We start from the raw sequence: 12,316 nt of genomic DNA on the forward strand, positions 1-12,316 counted from the left end.
ATAAAGGTTATGAGATGACACCGCGTCGCTTACGTCAGTTTCTGGCATTGATTGAGCAGGCACACTTTGGTCGAGCGGCCAAAGCGTTGGGGGTTTCCCAGCCGGCGCTGAGCAAAAGCATCCAGTTGCTGGAGAGCGAACTGGGGGTCACGCTGTTTGATCGACGCTCAGACGGCGTCGTATTGACGGCGTTTGGTCAGTTGCTACGGGAAAAAAGCCAGCGCCTGTTAGTGGCCGAGGAGGATTTGCGCCGCGATATCACCCTGTTGGCGGGTGGCGATATCGGCGCGCTGAAAGTGGCCTTGGGTCCCTATCCGAGTGTCACCAGCGGATACGCCAGCATCGCGCGTTTGCATGCCCGACATCCGCAGATCAAGGTCACTGCCCATGTCGCCGGCTGGCGCGAAGTCGCTCATCAGGTCGCCACGGGTGCAGTGGACCTGGGGATCGCCGAAATCAGTACCTTGCAAGGCCGGGAAGAGTTCACCTGTGAGTTGCTGGGTGAGCATGTGGGCCGTCTGTTTTGTCGCCCCGGCCATCCCCTGCTATCGCAAAAACGTTCACCAACGCTGGCGCAAACACTCGACTACCCTTGGGTGGCCTCGCGCATTCCGCTGCGGTTGGCGACCCATTTGCTTCCGGCAACGTTGGGCTGTGCCGGCGCCTACGATCCCTTGACGGGTGATTTCGTACCGGCGATCGAAATAGACGTGCCCATGCAAATTGTCAAATTCGTCGAGAACAGCAATGCCCTTGCGTTAGGCAATCTATCGACTTTCGAGCAGGAAATCAGCGCAGGGGCAATCGTGCCGTTGCCCGCCCATGACCCTGCCCTGCGTACCCGTTATGGCTTCATTTACCTGAAAGAGCGCTCACTGCCACCCGCGGTAGAGATTTACATGCGGGAGGTGCGAGCTGTGGAAGCAGAAATTTGTCAGCGTGAGCGCATCCTGGCCCGGATGGGCAGCGAGTGAACTGAGTTATATATCCAGGAACGCAATGCGACATTATTGAGCTATACCCAATAGTCCCCCCACCGCACTTCTTCCATTATTGGAGGTTGGCAATGAAACCCTGTCTCTCCCTTTCAGCACTATTGATGACCGCAACGCTCTTGGGCTGCTCCAGCTCTTCTCACCACCAGTCAATGAATCTTCCTTTGGCAGCGACCCAGCGAAACCCCGGTCACACCGCCACCACTACATTGACCGGCGAAGGCAATCAGACCAACTTTGACTTCTACCTGACCGGCGTTCCCAACGGCACCATCCTGCCGCCGCGCATCTACACCTTCATCAACAAAGGCAGTTGCCAGCAACCCGGGGCAGTCGCGTTCGCAATGAACGACAAGGTCAACACTGAACCCAATGCAGGCACCGGCGGATGGACGTTTTACAGGAGCGCGCCGATCGCCATGCCAGACCTGCTTTCCGGCAAGTACGCCGTCGTCGTGCGCACTTCACCCGAGGATGGCAGCGCCGATATTTTCTGTGGCGATGTTGTACATGCGACTCGATGAAACACCCATCGCCGTGAGTAGTTGAGTCGCGTTGTATGTGGCGATTGTGTTTACCGTTTCCAGGTTGGTGTTGATCCAGTTTGTAATACTGGCGTTACATCAGCCACTGAAGCACTGCAATCGCCCGTTCATTTGAAAAAAACCGCACTAGACTCCTTCCTGCGCCTTAATCCGTGCACGGTCATGCAGTAATGGGGAAATGATTCTGTACGCAGTACCTAGGCTAATTACTCGGTGGTCAATGCATCAGGGGACAATGTAAATATGCACTCATCACCCGGTTGCCAACACTTTGAAACAACGAGGAATCCTGGTATGGAACAGCTATCGGATCGTTTCAGACGCTCAATAGTGTTTGCCGCGCTTTTGTCATTGACCGGGCTTGCCCACGCAGCCCAGACGGAAAAGACCAATATCCTGTTTATCGTCTCCGACGATACCGGTTATGGCGACCTGGGCCCCTACGGCGGTGGGGTCGGTCGAGGCATGCCCACGCCCAGCATCGATCAACTGGCGGCAGAAGGGGTCACCTTCTACTCGTTTTATGCCCAGCCCAGCTGCACTCCGGGTCGGGCGGCCATGCAAACCGGGCGTATCCCCAATCGTAGCGGCATGACCACCGTGGCCTTCCAGGGCCAGGGCGGCGGCTTGCCAGCCGCCGAGTGGACACTGGCATCGGTGTTGAAAACCGGCGGCTACGACACCTACTTCACCGGCAAATGGCACTTGGGCGAAGCCGACTATGCGTTGCCCAATGCCCAGGGTTATGACGTGATGAAGTACGTCGGCCTGTACCACCTCAACGCCTACACCTACGCAGACCCGACCTGGTTCCCGGACATGGATCCGGAAACCCGCGAGATGTTCCAGAGGGTCACCAAGGGCGCATTGTCCGGCAAGGCGGGGGAAAAACCGGTCGAGGAATTCAAGGTCAATGGCCAGTACGTGGACACGCCGGTCGTAGACGGCAAACCCGGCGTGGTCGGCATTCCGTTCTTTGATAACTATGTCGAAAAAGCCGCCCTGGAGTTTCTCGACACGGCGGCCAAATCGGACAAGCCGTTTTTCATCAACGTCAACTTCATGAAAGTGCACCAGCCCAACATGCCGGCGCCGGAGTTCGTTCACAAGTCCATATCCAAGTCCAAGTACGCCGATTCCGTCGTCGAACTCGATACCCACATCGGCCGCATCATGGACAAGCTCAGGGCGCTCGGCCTGGATAAGAACACCCTGGTGGTCTACACCACTGATAACGGGGCCTGGCAGGATGTCTATCCGGACGCCGGCTACACCCCGTTCCGCGGCACCAAGGGCACGGTGCGTGAAGGCGGCAACCGGGTACCGGCCATTGCCGTCTGGCCAGACAAGATCAAGCCGGACAGCAAAAACCACGAGATCCTCGGTGGCCTGGACCTGATGGCAACATTCGCTTCTGTGGCTGGCGTGAAGTTGCCGGAGAAAGATCGCGAAGGTCAGCCCATCATCTTCGACAGCTATGACATGACCCCGGTACTCACCGGCAACGGCCCTTCTCCACGCAAGGAGTGGTTCTACTTCACCGAGAACGAACTGTCACCGGGGGCGGCGCGGGTCGGCAACTACAAGGCCGTGTTCAACCTGCGCGGCGACAATGGCGCGCAAACCGGTGGTTTGTCGGTGGACACTAACCTGGGATGGAAAGGCGGCGAAAAATATGTGGCCGTCGTGCCGCAGGTCTATGACTTGTTGCAAGACCCTCAAGAGCGCTATGACCTGTTCATGAACAACTTTACCGAACGCACCTGGACAATGGTCCCGATCTCGGCCGCGATCATCAAGTTGATGAAAACCTACGTCGATTACCCTCCCCGCAAACTGCAGAGCATGGGTTATGACGGGCCGATCGAGCTGTCGCAGTACCAGAAATTCCAGTACGTGCGTGACGTCCTGAAAAAAGAAGGTATCAACCTGCCGATGCCAGCGGGTAACTGATCAGGCAAGCGAAGCATGGCGGCTTCATCAGGGGGCCGCCACTTCGCAAGCAGCGGAGAATGGAGCGATGGCAAATGACAGCTAAGCTTCCTCTGGAGTGAGCTCTTCACTACAGCCTCGGAGGGGAGCCAATGAAACGCTTCGTCATGCTTATCACCATCACTTTGCTGACCACTGCTTGTCAGTCGGATGATTACGGCATCACCAAACTTGATAATTGTGTCTGCTATAAAACGCCCGAAGGGCAACACATCCAACTGTCGCAAGTGGCATCTATAGACCCTGACACCTTGCAGGAAAATTTCTCGCATTGCGTTTGCCGAGCCTTGGTTGACCTGAAGAAGGTCGATGATCCCGGTAAATTTTTCGTGCCCGGAACTGAAATCAAAACTCAAATCAAGTAAGGGTCTTGTGTCGGCAGCCTCATAGTTCGGGCATTGGCCGGCTTTCGTTCGGCGACGATTTATGCCACGGATAGCCCTTCGAACTGAGTTGAAAGGCGTAATCGAACAAACGCTTCATGTACTCGCCATCGAATTTGCGGGTGCGCGTAAAGTCAAAATCGGCGCCAATGTAGGCAAGGTTGAAGTCGGCTCCATCCTGCTGCGCCATACGGTAGATGCGCTCCAGGTCGCTGATCCCCTGGGTCTGGATCAGCGCACTGATGGCCCGCCCGCCGATGCTCAACGTACGGCGCTTCGTCCCGGACCACTGCGGCTCCAATGTCCCGTTACGAATGACATAGAAATGCCGTTCCCGTCGCAAAGGGACTCCGGCAGCACGGTTCAGTCCCACCAAAGTGCCAGGCGGGTAAAGAAACACTTGGGTGATCACCCCGCCGTCCACGTGCATTTCATGAAACTGTTGGCCGTCTACTTCCACATCGATCATGACGGGTGAGACCGCGCCTGGAATGCTCATCGACGCGAGCATGATGCTACGGAACAGGTCGAGCGCGCCCGGTGCCTGGCTTGAGGCAATGGCGCCCATGTTCCAGGTGACGGGTCGCCCTGAATCAAGGTCGGTTGTGCCGATCAGCAGGATTCTTCCTTTGGCGTATTCCGAAGCTATCGCCGCAAGAATCCGCGTAGTGATGTATCTGGAAATGAGCCGCGACAGTGGCTTGCTGTCCGCGATACCGTCGCTGGCAAAACGGGTGAGCACGTTTCGCGAATGAAAGATGTCTTTGGGACCAACTGCGTTGGAGACGTAGCGAATCACACCGTCGTACTCAGGCCCCAGGTAAGCGAACGGGGCGATCAGGGCACCCGCGCTGATACCCGTGACCACCTTGAACACGGGCCGGGTTCCATGGGTAGTCCATCCAGCAATCAGCCCCGCGGCGAATGCGCCGGCATCACCGCCGCCGGAAACGGCCAACATGCTTGCCAGCGGCAGGATATCGTTCGGCTTCCCGGCCTTGGCCAGCTCCTCGCTTTCACGTCTGTTGGCCTGAACCGCATCCTGGATGAACGGTGTCAGGTCGTGGTCCAACCGGTAGCGGGCATTGGGTATACCCGGGATGACCGCTTTGTCCGTCAAGGTTTGCGGAACGGCGTCACGGCGAGGCAGACAGGCTTGAAGAAACATGTCCAGGGTCAAGTCGCCGGGTTTGAGCGGGAATGGTTTCACAACGCTTCCTCCGGTGCGTGAGACAGCTGCATGCCAGCCGAGCGCGACAGCTCATTCGAACGCCAGGTCGCTCAGTTTGCGCTCCTTTACAGGATAAAAAAACTTGAAAGCACCTGGCCGCGCTGCAAAGTTGTCTGTGAACCCATCCAACACTCATTCCAACAACGAAACCAACCGCGGCTCAATCAGACCGTCTTCAATTTCGAGCAATGCCAACGTCACCGGCAGCTTGAAACGCCGCGGCCCCGCGCTGCCTGGATTAAGGAATAGCCGCTCCCCACGCCACTCTATCCGCGGCTTATGAGAATGCCCGGTAATCACCAGCCTTGTACCTTCATCCAGTACCGCCGGTACGTCAGCCATGTCGTGAACCAGCAAGGTCAACCACCCATTGAGGTCGAAACTCAGGTGATCGGCGATGTGCTCCGCCCACGGGGCCGCCTGGTCATTGTTCCCGCGTACGACATGCAGCGGCGCAATCGCCGCCAGTTGTTCGAGGATTTGCGCTTTGCCGATGTCGCCGGCGTGAATGATCCGTTCACAGCCCTGCAACGCCGCGAGGGCTTCGGCGCGGAGCAAGCCGTGGGTATCGGAGATCACGCCAACTTTCATGCCAGGCTCCAGGAATGAATACAGGTCCCCATCGCGTTGTTTGCGTGTTCCGGGATCAGCTGCTTGACTCACTCCGGCACACGGTCAACGACAGGGATGTTCGCCAGCACTACCTTAGCCGAGTCCGGCCTGATCCACGATCTGCACTTTCATTGACTCAGGTCTGAAACCAGTGCGATTAGCTCTGGATAATATTTTTTTCAGGTTTTTCAATAGGCTATAGATGACCGCCCAACTCTTTGCTGTTCATGGCCTGGTGAGCTTCACGCTCGCTATCCTGCTGCTCTTCCTGGGCAAGACGCTGGTCCAGCACAGCACCTTGCTGCGCCAATACTGCATTCCCGAATCGGTGGTCGGCGGTTTTGTCTGTGCGGCGGTCACCAGCGTTTTGTACTTCGGCCTCAACATCCAGGTCGAATTTGACCTGCAAGTTCGCGACACCATGCTGCTGTACTTCTTTGCCGGCATCGGGTTGAAGTCGGACATGCGCCAGTTGATCAAGGGTGGGTGGCCGCTGATGATCCTGCTGGTGCTCGCCACAGTGTTCATCTTCCTGCAAAACGCGCTGGGCATGGGCATGGCCGAGGTCTTCGGGCTTGATCCCAAGGCAGGCCTGATGGTGGGTTCCATCTCCCTCACCGGTGGGATCGGCACTAGCCTGGCCTGGGCACCGCTGTTCGTCGAAAAGCTGGGCATCCAGAACGCGCACGAATTGGGGATCGCCAGCAACACCGTCGGCCTGATTGCCGCTTGTGTGATCGGCGGTCCCATCGCCAACCGGTTGATCCGCCGCCATCAACTCACGCCGTCCCGGGATGAGGGGCTGGAAGTCGGCATTCTCGAGCAACAGCAGAGCAAACCACTGGACTACTACGACGTGCTCTGGGCGTGGATGTGGCTCAACCTGACCTTGATGCTCGGTTATGGGCTCAACCTGGTGCTGGTCGACAGCGGGATCACCCTGCCCAAGTTCGTCAGTTGCCTGTTCGCCGGTATCGTCATTCACCACCTTGTTCGGGCACTGATTGGCGAGCAGCGCCTGAAGTCCTGGAGCGGCGCCAGCCAGGGCCTCGCGCTGATTTGCGACGTCTGCCTGGGCATGTTTTTGACCATGGCGCTGATGGGCTTGCAGTTGTGGCAGCTCAGCGGCGCGTTGCTGTTCATTGCTTGTGCGTTGACCCTGCAGATTCTGTTGACGGTGCTCTATACGTATTTTGTGGTGTTTCGTTTCATGGGTCGCAACTATGAAGCCAGCGTGATCGCTTCAGGCTTTGGCGGGATTGCGCTCGGTTCTACCGCGACCGCCATCGTCAATATGACCACCGTGACCCAGAAGTATGGTGCGGCGCACCAGGCGTTTCTTATCGTGCCGCTGGTGTGTGGGTTTTTCATTGATCTGGTTAATGCCGTGATCATTGGGATGTTCAGTGGTCTGTAGCGGGTGAAGCTCCACAAATGGCAGGCGCCTCGCAAGGGCGCCCGTTTTGCAGAAGCCACACAAAAATAATGCGAAATAAAATGTGAAGATTATTTCTCTCAAAGCGGATGAAAACAGCCAAAAACCCAATAATTTAGCGCTTGTTAAGCGGTCAACTATGTGAAATAAAATGTGAAGTATTTTCACGCAGTGCAAACCGCTATGTCCCTGATCACATCAAAATCCTGGCTCGATCCGATACTTCCCGATGCGTTGCCCCCATCGATCATCGCCCTTGCGGATGCGCTGCCCAGAAAGACGCAATTCCTTGCTGGACGCTTACCGCCTGAAACCGCCGCACGCCTTCGCCGTCTCCTGCAAATCACCAATACGTACTATTCGAACCTGATCGAAGGGCAGTACACCGAGCCTGCCGATATGCAGAAAGCGCAGGCAGCCCCGGTCAAGGATCGCAAGCGGCTTAAAAGCCTGGCGGTTGATCAGATGGCGGTCCAGGCTTTGTTCGAACGGACGTTAAGCCAGCGTGGACCGTTTCCCTGGAGCGCCATGTTTGCCCCTGAGCTGATAAGCACTGCACATGATCGGCTTTTTCGCGGTGCCAGTGATGCAGAACGCACGCTGTCCGATGGCTCAGTAATGCAGCCCGGCGCACTCCGGTCGATCACAGGCCAGAACGTTGTCGTGGGCAATCATGATGCACCGCACGCTTTTGCAGTTGACGGGATGCTGCTTCACCCAAGGTAGCCTGCCGCGCAACGAAATAAAGACATTCACCGGCCTGACACCACGCCCGGCAATCGATGAGCTGTCGCGACTGATCAAAGTCGGCCTGGTGGAAAGCCGAACGCCCAAATCGCGAATCGTCACACCCGGACTGCCTGCGTGGTTTGCCCAGGATATTTTTCCGGATTTGCATCGACGGTTTCAGTAGAATTCATCGACCGCTTACGCTTCACGATGGCAGCTCCAGAGCTAGCGCGCAGCACTCCGGGTACCAGCAAACGCACTCGTACCCAGCCAGCGCCATAGGCTTTGCGCATCCTGCGCCGCGCCGTCTACCCGCAGCTCTTGCGACTGGAGCACTTCCTTAGGTGTACGGTCGCCCGCCCACACTTCGGTCAACGCGCGCACGCTGGAGTCGACGACGAGCGTCAATTCGCGTCCGGGGTCGTCGCGGCACAGGTCCGCCACACCCTCTTCGACCACCAGCCACCATTGCTGCTCACCGGGTCGCGCGTCGCGAAACTTGAACTGGATGATCACCGGCCGGGACGGGAACGTCTCGATGTGCACGAACCGGCGCACGTCCCACATGAGCAGGCCCGCGTCGAGTTGGTCGTCGCGCAGGCGACTGCCGATCCAGCGCGCGCCCCAATGCCCCAGCGCCATGATGATCGGGCGCAGTTCCTCACCCGCTTCGGTCAGGCTGTACTCCCAGACTTTGCCAACCGCCGTGCGATGCACCACGCCGATCTCTTCCAGATGGCGCAGCCGCTGCGCCAGCAGGTTGGTGGACATCCGGGGTACGCCGCGGTGCAGTTCATTGAAGCGTTTGCTGCCGCACAGCAGTTCGCGTACGACCAAGGGTGTCCAGCGCTCGCACAGTGCTTCGGCACCGCGGGCGACCGTGCAGAACTGACCGTAGCTTTCGTCCATCGCCTGCCCTCCCGCTGCTGCAACGCTTCAGATTCTGAACTAGCCGCGCGACTTCGCCACGCGCACGCTCAAGTCTCCTAACAGCCAACCGTCCCAGGAGAACGCCATGATCAGAATCGCCATCATTCAGCGCCCGCCCGTGCTGCTCGATCGCAGCGCGACGATCGCCCGGGCCGTGCAATCGGTCGCCGAGGCTGCGGCAGCGGGCGCCTCGCTGATCGTTTTGCCCGAATCGTACATTCCAGGTTACCCGTCATGGATCTGGCGGCTGGCGGCGGGAAAGGACGGTGCTGTAATGGGTCAGTTGCACACGCGGCTGCTGGCCAACGCCGTCGATATCACCCACGGTGATCTGTGCCAATTGTGCGAGGCTGCCAGGGTCCACGCCGTGACGATCGTGTGCGGCATCAATGAATGCGACCAGTGCAATGGCGGCGGCACGCTCTATAACAGCGTAGTCGTTATCGGCGCGAGCGGCGCCGTGCTCAACCGCCACCGCAAGCTGATGCCGACCAATCCCGAGCGCATGGTGCATGGCTTCGGCGATGCGTCCGGCTTGCGTGCGGTCGATACACCGGTCGGTCGCGTGGGTGCGCTCATCTGCTGGGAAAACTACATGCCGCTGGCGCGCTATGCGCTGTATGCCCAAGGGGTGGAAATCTACGTCGCCCCCACCTACGACACCGGCGAAGGCTGGATCAGCACGATGCGTCACATTGCCCTCGAAGGCCGTTGCTGGGTGCTCGGCAGTGGCAGTGCGCTGCGTGGCAGCGACATTCCCGATGACTTTCCGGCGCGTGCGCAACTGTTTTCCGATCCGGACGAGTGGATCAACGACGGTGACTCGGTGGTGGTCAACCCGCAAGGCCGGATCGTGGCCGGTCCATTGCACCGCGAGGCAGGCATCCTGTATGCGGACATCGACGTCGCACTCGTGGCGCCAGCACGGCGGGCGCTCGACGTCACCGGGCACTATGCGCGCCCGGATATTTTCGAACTGCAGGTGCGGCGCACGCCGGCGACCTCGGTTCACTACATCGACAGGTAAAGGCAGGCAACATTCAGGCGAGCGCTCGCCTGACCACTGATCAAGGAGTCATGCCATGAACAATGAACGGACGTACAAAGGCAGTTGTTTTTGCGGCGCAGTCCAGTTCACCGTCAGCGGAGAGCCGGCCGGGATGGGCTATTGCCATTGCGAGTCGTGCCGGCATTGGTCGGCCGGGCCGGTCAATGCCTTCACCTTGTGGAAGCCCGAGGCGGTGCACGTGACTCAGGGGGCTGACAACATTGGCACCTACAACAAGACACCACAGAGTTACCGCAAGTGGTGCAGGACGTGCGGCGGGCACCTCTTCACCGAGCATCCGGGGATGGGGCTGATCGATGTGTATGCCGCGGTCATCCCGGATCTTGAGTATTCGCCAGGGGTGCATGTCCATTATCAGGAGTCGGTGCTGCCCATTAAAGATGGCCTGCCCAAATTCAAGGATGTGCCGAAAGAACTGGGGGGATCGGGTGTTAGCGTGGATGAGTAGGAGCAAGCTTGCTCGCGAAAAGATCGTGAACGATATTACGTGACCGGATACTTGCGACATCTTTGGATTTTTCGCGAGCGAGCTCGCTCCTACATTGGCATGACGGAGTTACCTACATGGAAGTTTCCAACCCATTGCAACCTGCAGAATGCACAGGAATGGAGGACATCAGACGCGAGATCGATGCCCTCGACCAGGCCGTTATCAAGCTGCTTGGCCGACGTTTTCAGTACGTGCTGGCGGCTTCGAAATTCAAGACCTCTGCGGCTTCGGTGCGTGCCCGGGAGCGTTTCGATTCGATGCTGGCGACACGTCGGGATTGGGCTGTGGCCGAAGGGCTGAGCCCGGATGCGATCGAAAAGATGTATAGCGATCTGGTGAAGCATTTTATTGCCGAGGAGATGAAACACTGGTCGGCGCAATTGCCCGAGACCTGATTCTCAGGGATTGGATGCCCCTTGAATCAGCGGCGTGAATAAAAACGGACGCTGAGGACTTAAGCAGATCTGTAGGAGCCGGCTTGCTGGCGATAGCGCAGGTACAGTCGACCAAGTCTTCGCCTGACAATCCGCAATCGCCAGCAAGCCGGCTCCTACAGGATTGGGTCTTCACTGACATTTGTGCCGAGGACAGATCATTTCACTTCGACGCATTACATGGATCATCACGCCCACCAGAGGTGGGCCGCTGGCCCTATCAATACCATCGATGTTCACAATCACCTCAATGAAGTTCTCTTAAAAACTCCGCGGCGTAACATCAGCCCCATACCAACCAACAACACCCCGGAGTACACGATCATGAAACGCCAAACCCTCCTCAGCATCGCTTTCTCGGTTTTTGCAGTTAATGCTTTTGCCGCTACCTCAGTTCAGCCTGTTGTCGCTGAAGGTGGCTCGGATCGCCTGATTGAAAGCCGAGTGGCTGAGGGTGGTTCTGACCGCCTGATCGAAAATCGCGTCGCTGCCGATGGCTCCGACCGTCTGCAAGGCAACACCGTCGCTGCCGATGGCTCCGACCGTCTGCAAGGCAACACCGTCGCCGCCGATGGTTCCGACCGTCTGCAAGGCAACACCGTCGCCGCCGATGGGTCCGACCGCCTGCAAGGCAACACCGTCGCCGCCGATGGCTCCGACCGCCTGCAAGGCAACACCGTCGCCGCCGATGGCTCGGACCGCCTGCAAGGCAACACCGTCGCCTGACCCCATCGCTACACCGCAGTACCCAACAAAAAGCCCGGCCTGATCAGCCGGGCTTTTTCGTGTTCACTGCGTTTCACCTGTCTATCAAGGCACGGCATCCATCTTGTTCACCACCACTCCAGGCCCACCCCGGTTTTCAGCTTTTTCCATGGCCGCCACCAGGTCCTTGGCGCCCGCGCCCCATTTGGAGATGACTTTGAACGTGTCGGTAAAGGACACGTCGAGGGGATGCACCCGGCTCGGCTCCAGAATGTAGATCGCGCCGGCCAGGGGTGTGGGTACCGAGGGGACGAAGATGGTGTAGCGGCCGTCGTCGAACACTTCGATGATGAACGCCGGGACCAGGGCATCTTCGATCTCGACCAGCGCGGGTTTCCACACGGTCTGGCGACTGTCCCCCGCTATCTGCTGGGTCAGGCTGCGGAACAAGCCATAGCCGGGAATGCGTTCGAACACGCCCGTCTCTACCCGTTTGCGGGCTATCTCGCCCAATCGGGTGCGCAGCGCCACGCCGATCAGGAAGCAGATCACCAACACCAGTATCAATGACAGGAGTTGCTCGGCCGGCAGCCATTCCGGAAGCAACTTCGTAAACGGTCGGACCAGTTGTCCGAGGGATTTCATGCCCTTGAGCAAGACCAGGATGGCGAGGTAGATGGGGATGATCACCAGCAAGCCGGCAATGACCCGTTTAGTGAAATACCCCAGTGCCTGGTTCATATGCGCTACCTTTTCTGGATGGGCA

At 58.3% G+C, this 12,316-nt stretch carries 14 protein-coding genes; 10 read left to right on the forward strand and 4 right to left on the reverse strand.

Features of this window, described 5'->3' with window-relative positions; genetic code table 11:
• Window positions 1-14 precede the first annotated feature (14 nt).
• From ACM6I6_RS02550 to ACM6I6_RS02565, 4 genes are all read left to right on the forward strand, one after another.
• Window positions 15-974, forward strand: a complete 960-nt coding sequence (locus tag ACM6I6_RS02550; protein WP_274076633.1) for a LysR family transcriptional regulator — start codon at window positions 15-17, stop codon at window positions 972-974.
• 92 nt (window positions 975-1,066) lie between these two features.
• Window positions 1,067-1,519 carry a hypothetical protein gene (locus ACM6I6_RS02555; RefSeq protein ID WP_323608220.1) on the forward strand — a complete coding sequence of 151 codons (453 nt, stop codon included), beginning with the start codon at window positions 1,067-1,069 and terminating at the stop codon, window positions 1,517-1,519.
• Between the two features lie 315 nt (window positions 1,520-1,834).
• Complete coding sequence (locus ACM6I6_RS02560) at window positions 1,835-3,493, forward strand: arylsulfatase (RefSeq protein ID WP_323608219.1); 1,659 nt, start codon at window positions 1,835-1,837, stop codon at window positions 3,491-3,493.
• Window positions 3,494-3,624: 131 nt separating this feature from the next.
• Window positions 3,625-3,897 (forward strand): hypothetical protein, encoded by a 273-nt coding sequence (locus ACM6I6_RS02565; RefSeq protein WP_274076630.1) that lies wholly within the window; start codon window positions 3,625-3,627, stop codon window positions 3,895-3,897.
• 19 nt (window positions 3,898-3,916) lie between these two features.
• On the opposite strand, the gene ACM6I6_RS02570 is transcribed toward ACM6I6_RS02565, so the two are convergent.
• Together ACM6I6_RS02570 and ACM6I6_RS02575 are read right to left on the reverse strand one after the other, a co-directional pair.
• Complete coding sequence (locus ACM6I6_RS02570) at window positions 3,917-5,125, reverse strand: patatin-like phospholipase family protein (RefSeq protein ID WP_323627735.1); 1,209 nt, start codon at window positions 5,123-5,125, stop codon at window positions 3,917-3,919.
• Between the two features lie 153 nt (window positions 5,126-5,278).
• Window positions 5,279-5,737, reverse strand: coding sequence for a metallophosphoesterase family protein (locus ACM6I6_RS02575; RefSeq protein ID WP_274076628.1), 459 nt, complete (start codon window positions 5,735-5,737; stop codon window positions 5,279-5,281).
• A 223-nt stretch (window positions 5,738-5,960) separates the two neighbouring features.
• On the opposite strand from ACM6I6_RS02575, the gene gltS reads away from it, so the two are divergent.
• Entirely contained in the window at window positions 5,961-7,175 is a 1,215-nt protein-coding gene (gene gltS / locus ACM6I6_RS02580) for a sodium/glutamate symporter (protein ID WP_414919333.1), read from the forward strand.
• A 201-nt stretch (window positions 7,176-7,376) separates the two neighbouring features.
• Window positions 7,377-7,919 (forward strand): hypothetical protein, encoded by a 543-nt coding sequence (locus ACM6I6_RS02585; RefSeq protein ID WP_414919334.1) that lies wholly within the window; start codon window positions 7,377-7,379, stop codon window positions 7,917-7,919.
• Window positions 7,920-8,147: 228 nt separating this feature from the next.
• Here the strand turns inward: ACM6I6_RS02585 and ACM6I6_RS02590 are convergent, their stop codons facing one another.
• Window positions 8,148-8,831 (reverse strand): winged helix-turn-helix transcriptional regulator, encoded by a 684-nt coding sequence (locus tag ACM6I6_RS02590; RefSeq protein WP_274076625.1) that lies wholly within the window; start codon window positions 8,829-8,831, stop codon window positions 8,148-8,150.
• A gap of 106 nt (window positions 8,832-8,937) precedes the next feature.
• Between ACM6I6_RS02590 and ACM6I6_RS02595 the strand changes: the two genes are divergently transcribed.
• The 4 genes from ACM6I6_RS02595 (at window position 8,938) to ACM6I6_RS02610 (ending at window position 11,571) form a co-directional block, all read left to right on the forward strand.
• Window positions 8,938-9,879: a carbon-nitrogen hydrolase family protein gene (locus tag ACM6I6_RS02595; protein WP_414919335.1), complete on the forward strand. Its 942-nt coding sequence runs from the start codon at window positions 8,938-8,940 to the stop codon at window positions 9,877-9,879.
• A gap of 55 nt (window positions 9,880-9,934) precedes the next feature.
• Window positions 9,935-10,369, forward strand: coding sequence for a GFA family protein (locus ACM6I6_RS02600; protein WP_274076623.1), 435 nt, complete (start codon window positions 9,935-9,937; stop codon window positions 10,367-10,369).
• A 116-nt stretch (window positions 10,370-10,485) separates the two neighbouring features.
• Window positions 10,486-10,806, forward strand: a complete 321-nt coding sequence (locus ACM6I6_RS02605; RefSeq protein WP_323608210.1) for an isochorismate lyase — start codon at window positions 10,486-10,488, stop codon at window positions 10,804-10,806.
• 363 nt (window positions 10,807-11,169) lie between these two features.
• Window positions 11,170-11,571 (forward strand): hypothetical protein, encoded by a 402-nt coding sequence (locus ACM6I6_RS02610; RefSeq protein WP_083349355.1) that lies wholly within the window; start codon window positions 11,170-11,172, stop codon window positions 11,569-11,571.
• An 84-nt stretch (window positions 11,572-11,655) separates the two neighbouring features.
• Here ACM6I6_RS02610 and ACM6I6_RS02615 read toward each other — a convergent pair whose 3' ends face one another.
• Complete coding sequence (locus ACM6I6_RS02615) at window positions 11,656-12,291, reverse strand: hypothetical protein (protein WP_414919336.1); 636 nt, start codon at window positions 12,289-12,291, stop codon at window positions 11,656-11,658.
• Window positions 12,292-12,316 lie beyond the last annotated feature (25 nt).

The organism is Pseudomonas sp. IT-P218 (assembly GCF_949767605.1).
GTDB lineage: Bacteria > Pseudomonadota > Gammaproteobacteria > Pseudomonadales > Pseudomonadaceae > Aquipseudomonas > Aquipseudomonas putida_AE.